Annotated in this window: 21 protein-coding genes, 3 riboswitches and 1 other annotated feature; of the genes, 2 read left to right on the forward strand and 19 right to left on the reverse strand. The window is 37.2% G+C overall.

Annotated elements, in window-relative coordinates; genetic code table 11:
- Positions 1-140: 140 nt before the first annotated feature.
- The 7 genes from ACTDJC_RS09300 to gltP form a co-directional block, all read right to left on the reverse strand.
- Entirely contained in the window at positions 141-773 is a 633-nt protein-coding gene (locus ACTDJC_RS09300; RefSeq protein WP_440603210.1) for a response regulator, read from the reverse strand.
- On the reverse strand, positions 766-1,827 hold the full coding sequence (locus tag ACTDJC_RS09305; protein WP_098309480.1) for a sensor histidine kinase: 1,062 nt from the start codon (positions 1,825-1,827) through the stop codon (positions 766-768). The genes ACTDJC_RS09300 and ACTDJC_RS09305 overlap by 8 nt, the downstream gene beginning before the upstream one ends.
- Positions 1,827-2,567, reverse strand: a complete 741-nt coding sequence (liaF, locus tag ACTDJC_RS09310) for a cell wall-active antibiotics response protein LiaF (protein WP_098309481.1) — start codon at positions 2,565-2,567, stop codon at positions 1,827-1,829. The genes ACTDJC_RS09305 and liaF overlap by 1 nt, the downstream gene beginning before the upstream one ends.
- 257 nt (positions 2,568-2,824) lie before the next feature.
- Positions 2,825-3,487 carry a PspA/IM30 family protein gene (locus ACTDJC_RS09315; protein WP_098309482.1) on the reverse strand — a complete coding sequence of 221 codons (663 nt, stop codon included), beginning with the start codon at positions 3,485-3,487 and terminating at the stop codon, positions 2,825-2,827.
- Positions 3,488-3,532: 45 nt separating this feature from the next.
- On the reverse strand, positions 3,533-3,889 hold the full coding sequence (locus ACTDJC_RS09320) for a lmo0954 family membrane protein (RefSeq protein ID WP_098309483.1): 357 nt from the start codon (positions 3,887-3,889) through the stop codon (positions 3,533-3,535).
- A 193-nt stretch (positions 3,890-4,082) separates the two neighbouring features.
- On the reverse strand, positions 4,083-5,399 hold the full coding sequence (locus ACTDJC_RS09325) for a Na+/H+ antiporter NhaC family protein (protein WP_253629083.1): 1,317 nt from the start codon (positions 5,397-5,399) through the stop codon (positions 4,083-4,085).
- A 97-nt stretch (positions 5,400-5,496) separates the two neighbouring features.
- Positions 5,497-5,601: riboswitch (SAM riboswitch) on the reverse strand.
- Positions 5,602-6,096: 495 nt separating this feature from the next.
- Positions 6,097-7,368, reverse strand: a complete 1,272-nt coding sequence (gltP, locus tag ACTDJC_RS09330) for a glutamate/aspartate:proton symporter GltP (RefSeq protein WP_098309485.1) — start codon at positions 7,366-7,368, stop codon at positions 6,097-6,099.
- A gap of 427 nt (positions 7,369-7,795) precedes the next feature.
- Between gltP and ACTDJC_RS09335 the strand changes: the two genes are divergently transcribed.
- Both ACTDJC_RS09335 and ACTDJC_RS09340 read left to right on the forward strand, forming a co-directional pair.
- On the forward strand, positions 7,796-9,079 hold the full coding sequence (locus ACTDJC_RS09335; protein WP_440603211.1) for a murein hydrolase activator EnvC family protein: 1,284 nt from the start codon (positions 7,796-7,798) through the stop codon (positions 9,077-9,079).
- 150 nt (positions 9,080-9,229) lie between these two features.
- On the forward strand, positions 9,230-9,397 hold the full coding sequence (locus ACTDJC_RS09340; RefSeq protein ID WP_440603212.1) for a hypothetical protein: 168 nt from the start codon (positions 9,230-9,232) through the stop codon (positions 9,395-9,397).
- 179 nt (positions 9,398-9,576) lie between these two features.
- On the opposite strand, the gene ACTDJC_RS09345 is transcribed toward ACTDJC_RS09340, so the two are convergent.
- The 12 genes from ACTDJC_RS09345 to lysA form a co-directional block, all read right to left on the reverse strand.
- Positions 9,577-10,920: a sodium-dependent transporter gene (locus ACTDJC_RS09345; RefSeq protein ID WP_440603213.1), complete on the reverse strand. Its 1,344-nt coding sequence runs from the start codon at positions 10,918-10,920 to the stop codon at positions 9,577-9,579.
- 109 nt (positions 10,921-11,029) lie between these two features.
- Positions 11,030-11,275, reverse strand: a binding site (T-box leader).
- Between the two features lie 54 nt (positions 11,276-11,329).
- Positions 11,330-11,794, reverse strand: coding sequence for an NUDIX domain-containing protein (locus tag ACTDJC_RS09350; protein WP_440603214.1), 465 nt, complete (start codon positions 11,792-11,794; stop codon positions 11,330-11,332).
- A gap of 67 nt (positions 11,795-11,861) precedes the next feature.
- On the reverse strand, positions 11,862-12,476 hold the full coding sequence (locus ACTDJC_RS09355) for an NAD(P)-binding protein (RefSeq protein WP_440603215.1): 615 nt from the start codon (positions 12,474-12,476) through the stop codon (positions 11,862-11,864).
- Entirely contained in the window at positions 12,445-13,203 is a 759-nt protein-coding gene (locus ACTDJC_RS09360) for a sirohydrochlorin chelatase (protein ID WP_440603216.1), read from the reverse strand. Before ACTDJC_RS09360 ends, ACTDJC_RS09355 begins: the two co-directional genes overlap by 32 nt.
- A 1-nt stretch (position 13,204) precedes the next feature.
- Positions 13,205-13,981 (reverse strand): uroporphyrinogen-III C-methyltransferase, encoded by a 777-nt coding sequence (cobA, locus tag ACTDJC_RS09365; protein WP_440603217.1) that lies wholly within the window; start codon positions 13,979-13,981, stop codon positions 13,205-13,207.
- A gap of 101 nt (positions 13,982-14,082) precedes the next feature.
- On the reverse strand, positions 14,083-14,295 hold the full coding sequence (locus ACTDJC_RS09370) for a DUF3906 family protein (protein WP_098309491.1): 213 nt from the start codon (positions 14,293-14,295) through the stop codon (positions 14,083-14,085).
- Positions 14,296-14,307: 12 nt separating this feature from the next.
- On the reverse strand, positions 14,308-15,930 hold the full coding sequence (locus tag ACTDJC_RS09375; protein WP_440603218.1) for a nitrite/sulfite reductase: 1,623 nt from the start codon (positions 15,928-15,930) through the stop codon (positions 14,308-14,310).
- Between the two features lie 13 nt (positions 15,931-15,943).
- Positions 15,944-16,537: an adenylyl-sulfate kinase gene (gene cysC / locus ACTDJC_RS09380; protein ID WP_440603219.1), complete on the reverse strand. Its 594-nt coding sequence runs from the start codon at positions 16,535-16,537 to the stop codon at positions 15,944-15,946.
- Between the two features lie 12 nt (positions 16,538-16,549).
- Positions 16,550-17,686, reverse strand: a complete 1,137-nt coding sequence (sat, locus tag ACTDJC_RS09385) for a sulfate adenylyltransferase (RefSeq protein WP_440603220.1) — start codon at positions 17,684-17,686, stop codon at positions 16,550-16,552.
- Positions 17,687-17,730: 44 nt separating this feature from the next.
- Positions 17,731-18,435 (reverse strand): phosphoadenylyl-sulfate reductase, encoded by a 705-nt coding sequence (locus tag ACTDJC_RS09390; protein WP_440603221.1) that lies wholly within the window; start codon positions 18,433-18,435, stop codon positions 17,731-17,733.
- A gap of 91 nt (positions 18,436-18,526) precedes the next feature.
- Entirely contained in the window at positions 18,527-18,670 is a 144-nt protein-coding gene (locus ACTDJC_RS09395) for a YezD family protein (RefSeq protein ID WP_429709257.1), read from the reverse strand.
- A 67-nt stretch (positions 18,671-18,737) separates the two neighbouring features.
- Positions 18,738-18,846: riboswitch (SAM riboswitch) on the reverse strand.
- A gap of 127 nt (positions 18,847-18,973) precedes the next feature.
- Entirely contained in the window at positions 18,974-20,290 is a 1,317-nt protein-coding gene (gene lysA / locus ACTDJC_RS09400; RefSeq protein WP_440603222.1) for a diaminopimelate decarboxylase, read from the reverse strand.
- A gap of 181 nt (positions 20,291-20,471) precedes the next feature.
- Positions 20,472-20,654: riboswitch (Lysine riboswitch) on the reverse strand.
- Between the last annotated feature and the right edge of the window lie 19 nt (positions 20,655-20,673).

Here is a 20,673-nt window from a genome sequence, read left to right on the forward strand (position 1 = left end):
ATGTTAAAAATATCTACCTTTATATACAGAAAGAATTGAATCACCCTTACTATATATTGGATATTCTCTCACAGAATCTTCTAAACAAGTAAACATAACACTAAACAATGCAAAATAAAAAGGCGTTTCTACGGCCTTTTTTATTTTGTAAGCTGGTGGCGAAACGCATAAATAACCGCTTGCGTACGATCACTTACATGTAATTTATTTAAAATATTACTTACATGCGTCTTTACTGTTTTTAAAGCAATGAATAGCTCATCTGCAATTTCTTGATTACTCTTTCCTTGTGCAATTAATAATAAGATTTCAAACTCTCGCTCTGTTAATTCTTCGTGTAGCAGCTGTTCTTTCTTTTGACGCATACGTGACATCATTTTCCCGGTAACTTTCGGTTCAAGCACTGTTTCTCCATCGTACGTTGCCCGCACTGCATCTGCTATATCACTTGCTCTTGATGTTTTTAATAAATAACTAGTTGCACCGGCTTCAATGACTGGATACAGTTTTTCATCGTCTAAGAAACTTGTTACAACAACAATTTTCGCTTCCGGCCATTCTTGAATAATCGCACGCGTTGCCTCGACACCATCCATTTCATCCATAACAAGATCCATTAAAATAATATCTGGTTTTAATGATAATGCTAATTCTGAACCTTTTCTTCCGTTTTCTGCTTCTCCTACAACTTCAATATCCGGCTGAGTTGATAAATAAGCAGATACACCCATCCGAACCATTTCATGATCATCAACGAGCAATACTTTAATCATGCTGTTCCTCCTCTCTATCTATAAGAATCGGCACTTTCACCTCAATTTGCGTTCCTTTATTCGGAAAGCTTAATACCTTTAAAGTTCCGCCAATTTCATGGACACGTTCTTGCATGGAACGAAGACCGTATGATCCAGCTTTATTGACGCCTACTTCAAAACCTACGCCGTCATCAATAATTTTTAAAATTGCATATTCATCAATTTGACGCAGCCTTACTTCTGTTTTCTTTGCTTGTGCATGTCGCAGTGTATTTGACAACGCTTCCTGTACAATACGGAATAAGTGATCTTCTACACCTTTTTTCAATTGAATTGGCTCAATCAACCATTCAATCTTCATATGTTGTTTTCTTGAAAGCTCCGTTAATAATTCTTCAATACCTTCTGTTAATTTTTTACCTTCTAATTGAACAGGACGTAAATGAAGGAGCAATGCTCTCATTTCTGATTGTGCATTTACAACCATATTTTCAACAAGTTGTAATTGTTTTTGAGTAGTTTCTGATATATTAGCAGTTTGCTCATTAATTGCTGCCATCATCATTGACATAGCGAAGAGTTGTTGACTTACAGAATCATGAAGCTCCCTAGCTAAACGATGCCTCTCTTCTGAAATAACCTTTTGTCTCATTTCTTCATTCCAATGCGCTCGTTCATTCGTTACTTTTTGAAATAATCCTGCTTGCTCCTCTAATCTCCTAGCAAGTACAATTACCTTTCGCTCCACTTCATGAAATTCATCTTCTGCAGTAAACGAAGCATCTTTCGGGAAATTCCCTCGTTCTACTTCAAATAAAAAAGTCGTTAAACCTTGAATACGCTGCTGCATATAATAACCAATCGCATACCCAACAACTCCACCAATGAGAAGACTCATGCAGATAAGAAACAATCCAACTGGAACAGAAGCAATCGATTCTTTCCATAATAAATCATATACAGATTGCCCACTTTTCCATACATATACGATGGTACAAATGAATGCAATACTACTAGCAGATAACATAGAGTAGCGAATATACATCCATGAAATATTCTTTTGCCTTTTCATTATACTTTCCTCACTTCCGTATCGCCTACGATAAGCGAAGAAATAATTTTAATACGCCTAGGAGCCTCATTATAGTGTTCTGTTTTGAATGTTACATTGCGATTAAAACCTGTTTCTTCATGATTAGGAAGCAAAACTTTTCCAATAATAACAGAATGATTTAAAGATAGTTCAATATCGTATGGAACATACAAACGAATATTACCAATAACACCACGAATAACAATGACGGTTTCTCCTTCTGGAATCATAGCTGTTGTTAAATCAATTTCAACATCACCGATTCCATACTGAACATTAATATCTTCTAACTCATAAATATGATCCATTATTCGTACGTTACCAACCATTATATTCTTAAGATACGGTTCTGTTCGATAGATTTGTTTTTCTTCATTTATATATCCTTTTTCCTTAATTTCGACCTGTACCATTTTTGACTTCTGCTGACCTTGCACAAGCTGATAACCAACGAAAGCTAAACAAGCAAATAGAACAAGCACGAAGGCTGCTGATGAAAACAGGAAAAATACGAAAATGAGTCCTCCGACAAATAAAAGCACATTTCCTCTCACATATCGGTTCTTTTTTCGATAATTCCTTCCAAACATAATCATAATAAAAGCAAAAATAAGGGCACCCGGCTCAAAATGTCCGAGAATCATATCAAGAACAAGACCAAATCCAAATATAATGAGGAGCATTCCTACAAATTGTGTTTTCGAAAATTGTTTCTTCATCTCAGCTCCCCTTTCTTTGTCATATGTAAAGTGAAACTTCCATCAGTGGAGGTTTTTTCATCCCCCACTGATAGTTAGTTGAACCAATCGGGCTTTTACGGGCAGTTATCCCCACCTATCTTCCTCGTCTCTCTTTGAATCTTGAGGTAGGGGTTTTACTGCCCGTTAATGCGGGATAAACAGAAGAAAAAGGTATTGCATTCCAACACCTTTTCTTCTATCACTATATCATAAGCTTGTTTTATAATGTACTACAATTATTTTACTGATTCTTTTGTTATAGATACTTCTTTTTTCTCCTTCATTTCGCGCTCAAGCTTTGCAATCTTCATATCAAATGTGTCACGTTCATGATCTTCATTGATGCGAAGCTCTAAATCAAGAATGTGATTTTCAATTTCTTCAAAGCGTAAAAATGGGTTATTTTCATCCATTTTATGCAGAGCCGTATTCATGCGACGGTTCGCATGTGCCATATTTTCACGTGCCATTAATTCCATACGTTTTGCATTCATTTCTTTTAATTTATTTTTCATTTCAGAAAGGCGACGCTCTAATTCATCAATTTGTTCCATAACACCTGCATACATTTCTTCTAAGCGAGCTACTCGCCCTTCGTAATATGCGACTTCTTCTAATGCACGTTCTTGCAATTGCATTTCTCCTGCTTCTTGCGCAATTACAGCTTGCTTGGATCTCTTATTTACGAAATAACGCGCCTGCTCAAGCTCACGAGCAAAATTAGATTTTAATGTTTTATGACGCTCAATTAACTTTTCAATTTTTGTTACCTCACGTTCGCTATCACGTAAATATTGATTTAACATCGCAATTGGGTTTTTTCTTTCTTTCTCGTCTAACACATTATGAAGATCTGCAAGTATTGCCTCGCGTACACGTCCGAATAATGATTGTTTCATTTTAAATCTTCCTCTCTTCTACTTTATTATTTTAGTTGTTTAATATTAGTTATTTTTCATTAATTTGTTCCATTCATCTTCAAAATTGCTATATGGTTTAGAACCTTCTGAAGCAGACTCTACTACAACTTTTTCTTTTTTCCATTCGCGGTATCCATAATATAGAACGACTAATGCTACGATACCGATTAATGCTGGTGAATTAGAAAGGCCGATTGACAAGCCAACTAAACCGACAATACCCCAAGCTAACTTTCCAAAAAATGATCGTGCTCGCACAAATGACTTGTAGCTCCAATACACAATCCCTGCTCCAATTGCAAATCCTATAATACCAGCAAGACTTCCAAGAGCAATTAAAGCTAAAATACCGGCTGCGATAAACGCTAGAAACTGTTTCATCTTGTGCTTGCCTCCCTTCGATTTGATACTCTTATCTTAACTATTTTTTCATTTTTCTATAACGAGCTTAAGAACCGTTTTCTTCTCAGACTTAAGTCCTATTCATCATCAGACCTATATTTAAAGTGAGATGAAATTAGTCGTTATATTCAAAACAAAAGAGGATGCCTTATACAAGACATCCTCTTTTTCATTATGCTGTTTTTTCATATTCCTTTTTCTTAGCTATAGGTGAAAGACGCGGAAAATTAATTACAATTGAAATAATACCGCAAACCGCAACTAACATTGGATAAAATGAATACGGTAATAACTCAACTGGTGAAAGCGAAGCAAATCCTGCCGCTGTTAACATTTGTGCACCGTACGGGATTAACCCTTGCACGCTACAAGAAAATAAATCTAACAGGCTCGCAGATTTTTTCGGATCAATATTGTATTGATCTGCAACATTCTTTGCTAGTGGACCCGTGAAAATAATAGAAATTGTATTATTTGCTGTGCACATATTTGTCATACTTACAAGACCAGCAATTCCAAATTCTGCACCTTTTTTCGAACGAATATTACGCGTTAGTATATTCATTAAATACTGAATACCGCCGTTATATTGGATAATTTCAACCATTCCACCGATTAAAATCGCTAATAATACCATCTCCATCATACCATTAATTCCTACTGTAATACTTTTAAAGAAACTTGCTAATGTGTAGCTTCCATCTAACATGCCAATGATACCAGCAAACACTGTTCCTCCAGTTAATACAACTAGTACGTTACATCCAAGCAGCGCTGTAATTAACACCCCTGCATACGGCAAAATTTTCACCCAGTTAAACGCATGTGCCGTCATATTTGTATGAGTTCCTAACGTAAGAACGATTAAAAGTATAGTCGTAATAATGGCAGCCGGTAATACAATCAAGAAGTTTGTTTTAAATTTATCTTTCATTTCCGTTCCTTGTGTACGCACCGCAGCAATTGTCGTATCTGAAATAAAAGATAAATTGTCACCAAACATTGCTCCGCCAACAACTGTCGCCATAGCAAGTGCCATAGAAATATCCGTTTGCCCACTAATTCCTACTGCAATTGGCCCCAATGCTGCAATTGTACCCATTGACGTTCCCATCGCTAATGAAATAAACGCACCAATAATAAACAGTCCAGCAACTAACAAGCTTTGCGGAAAAATAGTAAGGGCTAAGTTTACGGTTGCTTCAACAGCGCCCATACCTTTTGCTGTTTCAGAAAATGCACCTGCTAATACAAAGATTAATACCATAATCATGATATCTGGATTGCCAGCCCCTTTAGCAAAACGTTCAACCTTTGTCGTAAAGTTTTCTTTTCTATTCATTACTAACGCGATAGCAACTGCAATTAAAATAGCAACTACGATTGGTAACTTATAAAAATCTCCTGTAATCACACCAGAACCAATAAATAGTGCTAAAAATATACCAAGTGGCAATAATGCCCATCCATTTCCTTTTGTTTGTTCCAAAGTAATATCCTCTCCTATTTCTAAACCTTTCCTTCACAAGAGCGAAAAAGACCTCTTCTAAAGAGAAGAGGTCTTATATATCATATAAGAAACACTCTTCTCATCTATCAAGCATATCGCTTGCTGGATTTGGCACAGCACTCTATATGAGTCCGCTGCCGAGGCATCGTAGGGCCAGTCCCTCCGCCTCTCTTGATAAGAAGGTTTCATATTATATTTTGTGTAAATCAATCCTTTATTACTTTACTCGCTGCAAAAGAAAATGTCAAATATTATTTCTATCAAAATAGTTGGTATTTTTTTGATATTTATAAAAAGTTACGAATGAATCAAACATTCCATGCAATTAAATAATATCTTTTATTTTCAAAATTTCTGTTTCTAAAATTGAAAACCATGAAAACTCCCGCCACTTATCTCCTTCGGATCTTGAAGTGGGGGTTTCTCGTGTATCACCTTCAAAAGATGCTTAACACGAGTGGAGTTGACACAGCTGCCTGATGGCACAACCCCTCTATTCCATCGGCAAACGCCTTTGGAACTGCTTTTTTTAAGATGTTATAGGAACCATTCACATCTGCGTTTAATAATTTGTTTTCTTTCGTTCGATACAGGCCACGCCTAATTCGTTTACCACTAAATACAGTAATTTCATATAGAAAAGCCCTCACGTATAACGTGAGGGTTTTGTTGTAATTTAAGCTGCTTGCTTCTCTGAAATCTCCTTCAAATAAGCTTGTCCTTTTTCTTCGTCATATTGACCTTCCCATTTAGACATAACAACTGCAGCTAATGAGTTACCTACTACGTTTACTGCTGTACGTGCCATATCTAAAATACGGTCAATACCAGCGATAAACGCTAAACCTTCAGCCGGAATACCTACTGTATGAAGCGTTGCTAATAATACAACGAATGATACGCCTGGTACACCTGCAATACCTTTTGAAGTAACCATTAATACAAGAAGCAATGTAATTTGCTCTGAAATTGATAAGTGAATACCATACATTTGCGCTAAGAAAAGAGCGGCAATTGCTTGATATAATGTTGAACCATCTAAGTTAAATGAATAACCTGTCGGAATAACGAAAGATGTAATGGCTTTCGGACAACCGAAACGCTCCATCTTTTCCATAATCTTTGGTAGAACCGTCTCTGAGCTTGCTGTAGAATACGCTAAAATAAGCTCGTCTTTTAAAATCTTAAAGAATTGAAAAATATTAATTCCAAATATTTTTGCTGTAATACCTAATACAACAACAACGAAGAAAATCATTGCTCCATAAACAACAATAACTAACTTACCTAATGGGATTAATGACGCTACACCAAACTTAGAAACCGTTACGCCAATTAACGCAAATACACCAAACGGCGCAAATTTCATTACTTGATTTGTCACCCAAAACATTGAATCTGCTACACCCTGGAAGAAATTCAGAACTGGCTTTCCTCTTTCTCCAATGGCAGCTACTCCTAAACCAAATAATACAGAGAAGAAAATAATTGGAAGCATATCACCTTTTGCCAATGACTCCATAATATTCGTTGGAACAATATTTACGAACGTATCAGCAAATGAATGGTGCTGTACTTGTTCTGTTGTCGCTGTATACTTAGAAATATCTGTTTTTTGTAACTGTGACATATCCACGCCTTTTCCTGGTTGGAAAATGTTCGCTACTAATAAACCAACAATAATCGCAATTGTTGTAATGATTTCAAAATACAGGATTGTTTTTCCGCCCAAACGTCCAAGCTTTTTGACATCACCAACGCCTGCCACCCCAACAATAAGACTGGCAACAACGATTGGTACGACGATCATTTTAATTAAGCGGATAAAAATATCACCAATCGGTTGTAAAATTTTAGCAACCATCGGATCACCATAAAAAATTGCTCCTACGGCAATACCGAGAGCAAGACCTATTAAAATTTGCCATGCAAGTCCAATTCTTTTCATACTTGCTGCGACCCCCTTCTTAGATGTTCTAAATTTCCATATTCTATTTTTCTATAAAATACAAAAATCACAGTATTAAATATTATAAGACTATTCAATACTTTCGCCCCTATTAAAATGATAAGACAAAAATAGAAATCTGACAACTAAAAAAATTTTCCTCTATGCAAATTTTTTTCTTGACAAAAACAAATCCAATGTCAGAAAACCTAACATGAGAACGATTCCTCTCTTCCTTATTTCTCGATATATGTTAGTTCGTAACATCAATAAATTTCTATAGTAGAGACGAACAATTTTTATGTGATTTCTTTATAATTTTCGACATTTAATAACAATTACTTAAATTTTTTTTACATTATCATTACAACAATAGACATTTTTCTCCTTCCTGTGATTATATAGAATAGGGAAAGGGGATAGACAGATGAACAAAAAAATAACAGCGTTTAGTTTACTGACAGCCGGCTCTATTTTCGTTTCTCCATTGCTTTCACCAGTATATGCGGAGACGAGTCAAGATAAATTATCTAATATTCAATCACAATTAGAAGGTAAACAACAAGAAATACATACGAAATCAACTGAAAAAGAACAAATCGAAAAAGAAATACAAGATTTACAGAAAAAAATCGATGAATTAACTGCTTCTATTAATAAAAATGAAGCAGATTTAAACGCAACAAAAGCTGAAATCGAAAAAACACAAAACAGTATTGATGAGAAAAAGAAACATATTGAAGAACTACAGAAAAAAATCGATACACGTCAAGAAGTAATTAAGCAGAGATTACAGTCCATGCAAGAGCAACCACGTACAAATTTAATTACAGAAGTATTAATTAACACAAACAATATCGCTGAACTAATAGAAAATATGTATTCTGTAAGTGTAATTTTAAATAATGATACAGATATCGTAAAACAGCAAACACAAGATCAAGAAACTGTAAAAAAAGAAAAAGAAGCGATTGAGAAAAAGGAAACACAACTTAAAGAATCTGAACAGACATTACAGAAACAACAGCAAGAACTACAAGCAAATCAGCAACAACAGCAAGCATTAATTACCGATTTACACGAAAAAGCTTCAAAGATAGATTCTGAGATGGAAAGTTTAGAAGAATCAAAGACTATTTTAGAAAACCAACGTCAAGCTGTTCAAAATGCAATTGAAGAGGAAAACCGTGCAGCAGAAGCGAAAAAGGCTGAAGAAGCAAAAAAAGCTGAAGAACAAAAACGATCTCAGCAATCCGCTCCTTCAGTGCAAGCCGCTCCTTCAGCGCAAAGCCAACCTGCACCTCAAGCGAAAAATACTGGCGGTTTTATTAAACCAGCAGCTGGTAGCTTTACTTCTGGATTTAATGATCCATCACGTGATCGTCATAAAGGACTTGATATCGCAGCTCCTGGAACCGTACCAATTGTCGCTGCAGCCGATGGAGTTGTTATTCGCTCCGATTTCTCTAGTAGCTACGGAAATGTTGTATACTTATCGCACCGTATGAACGGTCAAACATATACAACTGTTTATGCTCATATGAGCAGCCGCTCTGTTTCAGTTGGACAAAAAGTAACACAAGGCCAGCAACTCGGCTTTATGGGGAACACAGGTGATTCACACGGTCAACACTTGCACTTCGAACTGCACATCGGTGAGTGGAATCAAGCAAAATCAAATGCTGTAGATCCAGCTCCTTATATTAAATAAAAAAACTCGGCAATTGCCGAGTTTTTTATTTATGGAAAACAAGTGAATCTCATCTTTCACATGCACTTCTTATATATATTTTATGATTTTTAACACCTTCTAGGCATTACACATACAATAACATAAAAGCTTTTTTGAGGAGGTCTACACATGAATCAAGAATCACAAGCAGCCCTAATATTACAAGAAGCCAAAGAGACATTTATAGGCCGATTATTTTCAGTAACTGGATCCGGTATCTTTTTTATTGGTTCCTTCATCGCAGCCGTTGTAGCTTTTAAAACATACACTCGTCTATTACAAACTTCTACATCATAATAAAGTGAAACTTCCATCAGTGACGCTTTTCTCACTGATGGAAAGCTCTCACCAATCGGGCGCATGCCAACAGTTATCCCCCACCTCTCTTCTTTGTTCTTTCTGAATCTTGAGATGGGGTCTTACTGCCCGCAAATAGCGGGATAAAAAAAGCGGAGAATATTCTCCGCTTTTTTTAACTAAAGTACACCAATAACATTTAAAAATACAAGAAGAACCGTAATCGGAATAATATAACGCAGCAAGAAGAACCATACATGAAATAATATTTTTCCGCTCGTTTCTTTAACTTCTAATTCTTGCATTAACAACTCTTTCTTCATTTTATTTGGTACAAAGAGCGAAATTGCTAACACACCAAGTGGAAGTAATACGTTACTCACCGAAAAATCCAATAAATCAAAAACGGTCTTTCCGAATAATTTCACATCGCTCATAACTCCAAATGATAATGCCGCTGGAATTCCAACTACGAAAATAAGTAACCCAATTAAGAGCGATGCTGATGGACGCTTCTTTCCATCCCCTTTTGCTACGGAAGCAACAACAATTTCGAGCATAGAAATTGCCGATGTAAGCGTTGCAAAGAAAAACAGAATTAAGAATAAAATAAAGAAAAAATGCCCGAAAGGAATTTTTGCAAACACAGCTGGAAGAACGATAAATAGTAACCCCGGCCCTTCTGTTGGACTAACACCTAACGCAAAAATCGCTGGAAAAATTGCTAGCCCTGCAAGTACAGTAATAAAAACTGTTAAGCTTGTAATCGATATTGCTGATTTTGCTAAATGTTCTTCTTTTTTCAAATAAGAACTGTACGTGACCATAACAGACGCTCCAACCGTAAGCGAAAAGAATGATTGTCCCATGGCGTATAAGATTGTTTTTGCTGTTAATTTCGAGAAATCCGGTTTTAAGAAAAATTTGACACCTTCCCATGCTCCGTCCAATGTAAGAGAACGAACAATAATTGCAAGAAACAGAACAAATAATAGCGGCATCATATACTTACTTGCTTTTTCAATTCCTTTTTCTACACCTTTACTTACTATAAAAATTGTGCAAAGCATAAAAATAAATTGTGCTCCAATCGCACTTACTGGATTTGAGATTGTTTCTCCAAACAACTTTGCGTAATCAACGGCATTCCCCCATAATCCACCTGTTACACTATAAAATAAATAAAGTAAAATCCAGCCTCCAACAACACTATAAAATGCTAAAACACAAAAACACGTTACAACTCCCATGCGGCCAATCCATGGATATAATTTATTATTTGGTACTAATACTTTATACGCTGTCACCGCTTCTTTTTGCGTACTGCGACCGATAACAAATTCCGCCACTAAAAGCGGCAGACCGATAAATACTGTCATTAATAAAAAGACAAGGAAAAAGGCTCCTCCTCCACTATTTCCGGCAACATACGGAAATTTCCAAATCGCTCCAAGCCCAACTGCTGCCCCGGCTGCTGCGAGTACAAACCCAATTTTCGACGTCCATTGCTGTGTTTCTTTCATTTTCACTTCTCCTGATCTGAATATTTCTGTTTTTTTCATTCATATACTTTCAGTTCATACTCGCCCACCTCCTTTAGAAAATAAAAAAGTCCCCTACACGCTAATGCATGTAGAGGACGATATATGTAATATAATACCGTGGTACCACCTCAGTTGGATATAATTATCCCACTTTTCAGGTACAGGAATGCTTCCGATACCCTATCCTTGTAACGGCGGAACCCGGGTTGCCTACTATTAGTTCAACATACCTCTCGCAAGCCCATTCTGTATATTGTATCGTACCGGGCTCACACCTTCCCCCAGCTCTCTGAACGCTTCAAATATACGTACTCTTCTTGCTCATCGATTTCATGTATTGAAGTTCATTGTGATTATAGAGGAGATTATTACATTTGTAAAGAACAAATTAATTTACATCTCCTAAATATACTTCTGTCTTTTCATGATGAATAAAATGTTGTTGCAAGTGCACACGTAGTGTTTTCGGATATAAGCGATATTGCTCAATGTTATGTAGCGGCAACCACTCTACCCCAATTTGATCTGTATCTAGCTCTGTTGCGCATTCTATATTCGGTTCGCTAAGAAGTGTACACGAGAACATATATTCAATTTGATGAACATCAAAATCAAACGCGGCATATTCATGATTTTTACCTATATATTCTCTAATAAACAATAACTCATTTGGTTTAACTTCCGCACCGATCTCCTCTATACACTCTCGTTTTACCGTTTCCGTAAATGTTTCACCCGGTTCTTGACCACCGCCAGCCAGTGTATAATATTCCCCATATTGGTCACGCTTTTTAATTGCCAAAAAATGATCATCCCGTACAATTAATGCTTTTACTGAATTTCTGATTTTCATATCTCTTCTCCCCCTTTTCAGTAATGCATTCTTTATTTTATTCAAAAGAGGGAAATGTTACAAACTATCAAAATACTAGCTTTTCATCTAAAGAATACAAGAATTCTTCTCGGTGCTGTACATTTTGTACATAAACAGACTTCAGTACTTCCTGTAACACAGCATTCTGCGTCTTCTTATCTACTTGTAACTGCTTCACTTTCATACGTACTTCATATAAGAAATTCACATATTCCTCATAACTATCATCATATTTCCCTGCAATTTCATCACGAATTTTTTTCGCAAGCTTTGGGCTTGCCCCCCCAGTAGATACAGCAATATTTAATTTCCCACGATGAATAGCTGCCGGAAAATGAACATTACCGCTCTCAGGATTTGTAATTACATTTACAAGTTGATTCGGCGCTGCGTCATTTGCAATTCTCTCATTTAACAGTGGATCACTTGTTGCAGCCACGACTAAAAATGCATCTGCAAGGTCACTTGCTTCATATTCTTTTTGAAACCAGCGAATTTTATCTTCTTCTACAAGCTGAACTAAACTTTTATCAAGTTTTCTACTAATTACAATAATACTGGCTTCTTCTTGCAATAAAGGTGCAATCTTAAATGCCGCGACTCGTCCGCCGCCAATGAAAACAACACGCTTATTCTTTATTCGCACTGTTAATGGGTACATATACATCCTCCCTTATCATTTCTTCTGTACGTTCAATTAGCATGTCTTGAAAAGCCTGGTTTTTGCTTAAATACGGACATAATACAATGTGAGAATGGTTGTTTTCCCGAACTGCTTTTTCAATTCTCTTCATTAACAATCCTGTGAACAAAAGATACGGAAGGATAACAATAGGGGCGTTCGTTGTTTGATCAAGCTCATGTAGCTTCTCTTCAAATTGTGGCCTAGCCGCTGCTAAATAACATACTTCGACCTCTGCTACTTCATCTGCCGTTTTAAACAATGACGCAATGTCCCGGACATCTCTTAACGTTTCTTCATCACTACTCCCTCTTGCTACAAGTAAAAGGGTAACTCGTTTGCCAATCGCTTTCATTCCGCTACCATCTAGAACTGCAGTAACAAGTTCACGAGAAACGCCAAATGGATTTCCATATGAAAATGACACATGAGGATACTGATTTTGTAACCGTTCTAACTCCTTAGGAATATCCTTTTTCACATGAACTGCCGCTAATAAAAAGACAGGGACAATCACAATTTCAGTTGCCCCTTTTTGCACACAAGTTGTAATCCCCTCAGCGATAGAAGGTTGTGCTAATTCTAAAAAACACATTTGTTGAATAGGAGCTGATACACGTTCCATGCACGATGTAACAAAAGCAGTCGCTTCTTTACATGCTTCCTGTAAACGACTGCCATGACAAATATATAATACTGCTTTCATATTAAAGTACTCCGCTGAGTGGATACGAATGTTCAAGCGTTTGTTCAAACCAATGAATTTTCTCACGGAAGCGGACAACTTCACCAATTACAATCATACTTGGATTTTGAATTTGCTCATTCTCTGCCACAGATACAATACTTCCTAATGTTCCTGTAATTGTACGCTGAGATACTGTTGTCCCCCACTCGATCATCGCCACTGGTGTATGTTCACTTTTTCCATATTTCAAAAGCTGTTCACATATATAAGAAAGGTTGCTTACACCCATATAAACAGCAAGCGTATCCACACCTTTCGCTAAGTTTTCCCACTTCACCTCTTCTTCTGCACCTTCTTTCCGGTGCCCTGTTACAACCGCAAAACTTGTACTAGCTTCTCGGTGTGTAACAGGAATTCCCGCATACGCAGAAGCTGCAATACCAGCTGTAATACCCGGAACAACTTCAAACGGAATACCATGTTTCACCAATGCTTCCGCTTCTTCTCCGCCTCTTCCAAACACAAAAGGATCTCCGCCTTTTAGACGCGTCACAACCTTGCCTTTCTTTGCATATTTCACTAGAAAAGCATGAATCGTTTCTTGCTTCATTGTGTGATAGTTCGGAAGTTTCCCGCAGTAAATTAAATCCGCTTCTGGCTTTGCATAAGAAAGTAACTCTTTATTTACAAGACGATCATATAAAATGACATCTGCTCGTTGAATACATTTTACTCCTTTAACAGAAATCAAATCTGGGTCGCCAGGTCCCGCACCAACAATGTACACTTTTCCCATACTTTCTCCCCATTTCTTCTATAAAGTGAAACTTCCATTAGTAGATTTTTTCTACTGATGGAAGTCTACAAATCTTCATCTTACTGCCTGTTAGCATCGTATTAAGTCGTTTCTTGTTCATGCAAAACAAAAGCTGCACCCTTTCGAATTTTCTTCTTCTCATATAAAGAAATCTCTTTCACTTCCGGTAAAGGCAGAAAATATTTTTCAAGTTCTATTTCAACGAGACGAAATGCCTGCTCTTCACTTTGCGCAACAACGACTACAGGAACAACACCATTTGCTAAAACTGCTTCAAAACGATATAAGTCCATATTGTTCCCCTCCTAAGATGCAATCACTTCTTCTAAAATCGTATTTAATGCTGCTTGTAAATCCGTTATTCCAATACGACCAACAAACTCATAAAATGTTTCACTAGGAAGTTTATTTTCTTTAAAATATGTTAAAAACGCAACGAGAACATGCGGCAAATCTTCACCATCTATTTTCCCTTTTAGCTTTTCATTATAAGTACCGCCGTCTAGTAACGTTCCACCTACATAAATTTCAAAAGCTTCAACAATCCCTTTTTCTTTCGTTTTCATTTTGACACCTTGCAAACCGATATCCGCAATTTGTCTTTGTCCGCAAGAGTTTGGACAACCGATCATATGAATACGAACTGGCACATCTAATACAAGCTGTGTATCTAAATAATCCGCAATATTGCGTAATCTTTCTTTCGTCTCCACTAATGCCAAGTTACAATATTCAATACCTGTGCAAGAAACTGCATAACCGATAAATGACTTTGGTTTTGCAGAGATTGCTTCCAATAGTGGTTCTTGCAATAGGACATCAATATTTTCTTTCGGTACATTCGGAATAATAAAGTTTTGCGAATTACATGTACGAATTTCACCGTTTCCATACTGTTTTGCAATTCTAGCAATCTCATACATTTCTTCTGCATGCAGGCGACCAACTGGTACATTAAAACCAACATAGTATAAATCATCTTGCTTTTGCTTATGAACACCGTAAAAATAACCAGCATTCCAACCCTTTAGGGCACTTTCTCCTCTATCATGTAAAGTTCCTGTGTATTGTAATAACTGTTCTCTAAATTTTTCTGGTCCCCAATCTGCAACAAGAAATTTTAGACGAGCAAGATGACGCTTTTCACGATATCCAAAATCACGGAAAATGGTTGCGACGGCAATTGCTACATCTTTCACTTGCTCCGGTAAAATAAATACATCTAGTTCTTCTGCTAAATATGGACGCGCTGATAAACCGCCGCCTACTTTTAGATGAAAACCAATGACTGTTTCTCCGTTAATTTCTTTCGTTGCAGGTGTAAATGCTACGCAGTTAATCTCAGCATTTGCTGAATTGTACACATTCGAACTAATCGACATTTTAAATTTGCGAGGTAAATTTGAAAACTCTTCATTATGCTGAAAATATTCATATACTTCCTGCACAATTACTTGTGTATCAAACAATTCATTTTCATCAATTCCAGCAAGTGGATTCCCTGTAATATTACGTGTAATATCACCGCATGCACCGGCTGTGGATAACCCTACTTTCTCTAGCCGCTGCAGAATATCTGGAATTTGTTCAATTTGCAGCCAATGAAACTGAATAGCTTGACGCGTTGTAATATCAAGCACATCACGGCCGTAATCTTCAGCGATAGAAGCAAGAGTTTCCACCTGTTCGTTTGTTATAATTCCAGATGGTATATTTACACGCATCATGAAATATCCTGCCTCTTTTGGGCGCTGCAAATATAAACCTGCCCACTTAAAAGAATCCCATTCTTCTTTCGGAATAGACGAAAATCCATGCTCAGCATAATACGGAATATCTTTAAAAACTTCTAAACCGTCTTTTTCTAATTTCTTTTTTTCAGTTGCATTTAGCTTTTCATTGTTTGCCCATACTTTTTCATAACTCATCATGTATCTCCTCCTAGATAAAGCTTCTTTCTTGCAAATAAGCAATAATTTGCTCCGCACACTGTTCGATAGAATAGCGATGCGTTTCCACAATAACTTCAGCTTGAATCGGCTCCTCATAAGGAGAATCAATTCCCGTAAATTGCTTAATATCCCCGCTTCTTGCTTTTTTATAAAGTCCTTTCGGATCACGCTTTTCACACTCTTCAATCGGACACTTTACGAACACTTCAACAAACTCACCTTGTTCTAATATGTCACGCACTTGCTGACGATCTTCACGAAACGGTGAAATAAACGCTGTTAATACAATTGTTCCATTATCAACAAATAATTTCGCTACTTCACCGATGCGGCGAATATTTTCTGTGCGATCACCTTCCGAAAATCCTAAATCTTTATTTAAACCGTGACGGATATTATCTCCGTCTAACACATAATTACCAATATTCTTATCAAATAACTTGCGAGTTACTGCATTTGCCACCGTTGATTTACCAGAAGCCGACAATCCTGTAAACCAAAGAACAAAGCTATGATTTTTGTTTTGCTTTCGGCGTTCTTCCTTTGAAACAGATGCTGTATGCCAAGTAATATTTGTTCCCATCTTTTTCTCCCCTTACTTTGTCACAACTTCTTTTTGCAAACCACGAATTAAGACTTCTACGACTTCTTTACGGCTAAATGTACTTGGTGGCAGTTCTCCATTTCGCAAGAGCTCTCTTACCTTTGTACCTGATAAAATGACATGATCTTCTTTTCCGTGCGGACATGTTTTCGTTGATGCCATTCCCTCACATTTCGTGCAATAAAAACTATGTTCAAAAAAGAGGGGTGTAATTCCTAATTCTTCTATTGTAAAGTTCGTAAAAATTTCCTGCGCTTCATACGTGCCATAATAATTTCCAACACCAGCGTGATCACGGCCGACAATAAAATGCGTACACCCAAAGTTTCTTCTTACAAGTGCATGGAAAATCGCTTCACGCGGCCCAGCATATCGCATCGCTGCTGGAAATACTGCTAAAAAGACACGATCTTTTGGATAGTAGTTTTCTAGAAGTACTTCGTAACTTTCCATTCGAACATCAGCTGGAATGTCATCTGATTTCGTTTCTCCAACAAGTGGGTTTAAAAACAGGCCGTCAACAATTTCAAGCGCTGCTTTTTGAATATATTCATGCGCGCGATGAACTGGATTTCTTGTTTGAAAACCAACGATTGTTTTCCAATCACGCCGCGCAAACTCTGCTCGCGTTTCATTTGGATCTAAATGATAAGCGGCAAATTTTTCTTTTTCAATCCGTTTCACAAGCGTAATTGGTCCTCCCACATATATATCCGGACGATCGTATAATTTCTTAACACCCGGATGTGCTTCTTCTATCGTTTTATAGACAAGTAACGCCTCCTTTTCTTTATCAGGCGCATAAATCTCTTGAACTTGAATCACACCGTAAGTTACACCTTCTTTTACAAGTCGAACTTCTTCCCCCACTTTTAATTCCTTCGCTTTTTCTTCTGTTATAGGTAATGTAATTGGAATGCTCCATACATCTCCATCTGCTAATCGCATTGTTTCTACTACTGACACATAATCATTCTTTCCTAAAAAGCCAGTAAGTGGGCTATATCCACCGATCGCAATGAGTTCTAAATCACTTAATGCGATTCCATCTAACTCAATTTCTTTTACAATATGTGCTGTTTCATATGTTTCATCAATTCGATTGACTAATATTTTTGTATCACTCATTTTCTTTTTCTCCTTCTATATCAAGTATTAACGAATAGTAGTCTTCATTGATAATGAAGACCACATTCTGTTTTCAACTTCCCGGCCCAGCGCCCATCTCGCGAATCTCCACCCTCTTGCACCTGCACGGTACATTTTTCACATCCGATGCTCGGATACCCAATATCATGGAGTGGGTTGTACGGCAAATTATGCTTGTATACATAGCGCCATACTTCTTTCCAAGTCCAATGAATAAGCGGACAAATTTTAACAGATTGAAAGCGATGATCTCGATTGACAAACTGCGTATGTTTTCGCGTTTCAGACTGTTCTCTTCTTAAACCTGATATCCATGCTTTCCTACCTGTTAGCGTTTCTTCTAACGGCTTAATTTTCCTTAATCGACAACAAAGATTTGGATTATGTTCCCATAATTGATCACCATACTCTTTTGCTTGATCCTCAAGTGTAAGTGCCGGCTGCTTTTCAATAATATTCAATTTAGGAAATCGTTCCCTGACTTTTTTGATTAAGTCATATGTTTCTTGAAAATGAACATTTGTATCTAAAAATACAACCTTTGCAGATGGATTTACTTGGTTAATCACGTGCAATAAAACCATTCCCTCTATCCCAAAGCTGCATGCATAAACAATATCGTCCTCATAATGTTCATACGCCCAGCGTACTGCTGCCAAAGCGCCTTTCGTTTCGTCGTCTTCCTGAAATGAAACAAAATTATCTTGCCACGTTTCGTACGTTAACATCGTTGTCCCCCCTCATAACACCCATACAAAAAGGCGGCCTTAACCTATAGAAATAGATTAGGGCCGCCTCTAGTTTTTCTAGTCAGCGTGCTTATTTTAAGCGTACTTTTTCACTTTTTTCAAGCTGAATTACTTTACCATCTTGCACAACAATTGTAATAGAACCATATTTCATATCAGCAAGCATAGATTGAATCTGACTTGCTACTTCTTCAAATTGTCCGCGCACTCCCACGAACAGCCCCCCTTTTTCATAAAAAAAATCTTTCCCATTTCGAAAAGACTGTTCCGGTAACGTATCTACCTTATCTTCCAAAATGGATACCATTTTGCTGGAAGTAGCACCTTACTCCTATAAAGTAGGTTGCCGGGCTTCTTCGGGCCAGTTCCCTCCGCCACTCTTGATAAGAATTATATTTGTATTTTATCACAATTCTGATTTTTTTCAATCCTAGTTTTCCGATAAATTTTATGTTTTTTTGACAAAGAAGGAGTTGTTCACCTAAACAACTCCCACTTCAGCTAAGTAAGGACGCAGTCATACAAGTTCCTTTACACGTATGCGATCGTTCTCAATAATATTTTCATACGATTCTCTCTCCACAACAACTTGTGATTTTCCGTTTTTTGCAAACACAACTGCTGGGCGACGAATACGGTTATAATTATTTGCCATCGAATAACCATATGCCCCTGTACAAGAAATAGCTAAGAGATCACAAGAAACAACTTTTGGAAGCTCTACATCCCAAATGAGCATATCCCCACTTTCACAACATTTGCCTGCAATTGAAACAACCTCTTCAGCAGATTCATTTGCTCGATTTGCTAGTAATGCTTCATAACGGGCTCCATAAAGTGCTGGGCGAAGATTATCTGTCATACCTCCATCAACCGATACATATTTACGGATACCTGGAATATCTTTAATCGCTCCAACTGTATACAGCGTTGTTCCTGCATCCCCAACAATGCTACGGCCTGGTTCCACCCAAATTTCTGGAAGGGGGTATTCACATACTGTAAACTGCTCGCGTACCGCATCCGTCACAGCTTTCACATATTCACCAAGGGCAAGCGGTGTATCTCCCTCTGTATAGCGAATTCCAAAACCGCCTCCTACATTTAATACTGGAGCTACATAGTTCATTTCTTTTCTCACTGTTTCCAAGAAGTTGCGAAGCACTTCAATTGCACGAACAAATCCTGCCGTCTCAAAAATTTGCGATCCGATATGAGAATGAATTCCTAATACACGATAGTTTGATTTTTCTAATGCACTTTTTATCGCTTGTGATGCATGCCCTGTTGAAATACCAAAACCAAACTTAGAATCATCTTGACCTGTTGTAATATATTCATGTGTATGCGCTTCTACTCCCGGCGTCACGCGCAGCAAGATATTCACAACTTGCCCGTATTCTTTCGCTAAATCATGCAATACCTCTAGTTCAAAAAAATTATCTACAACAAAGCAGCCAATATTAGCTTCTAATGCCATTCTTATTTCTTCTTCTGTTTTATTATTACCATGAAAATGGATGCGCTCTGCTGGAAATCCCGCTTGCAACGCCGTATATAGTTCTCCGCTAGACACAACATCTAGCGACATATTTTCTTCGGCAGCTAACCTGCACATTTCCATGCACAAGAACGCTTTGCTTGCATATGCTACTTGATAAGAGAACCCACTTTCTCTAAAAGCACGATGAAATGCACGACATTTCTCACGAATTGCTGCTTCATCGTAAACATAAAGTGGTGTCCCATATGCTCTTGTAAGTTCAGTAGCATCGCATCCTCCAATTTCTAAGTGTCCTTGCTCATTAATGCGGCTTGTGCCGTGTAAATACATGTGAATTCCTCCCTTGTTTTCGCAAAACCCTCTATTACATTTCTTATTTATTACTATTATTCCTAATTTAGATAAACAAAAAACGCGCGGAACAATGTTCACACGCGTTTCTTATTAGAAGAATTTATGCCGAAAAAATAAACGTATTGTTATTTTCTCAAATAAGAAACCGCATCAAACATCTCCTAATAGCTCTCCATAAGCAAAATACTTATGACAGTACTACATTTATTCAATGCAGTCCCAATATATGAATGAAGTGGTCATTCATATATTTCGGCGATAACCCCTTTCAACCTATGATCATGAATACCACTTTATTTCCCATAGTTTACTTTTGATTACCGCGGCCTCTACCTTCGAGTGTAGATGAGGTAAGTCTA

Origin of the sequence: Bacillus sp. GB_SG_008, from assembly GCF_052038115.1 — a bacterium.
GTDB lineage: Bacteria > Bacillota > Bacilli > Bacillales > Bacillaceae_G > Bacillus_A > Bacillus_A rhizoplanae.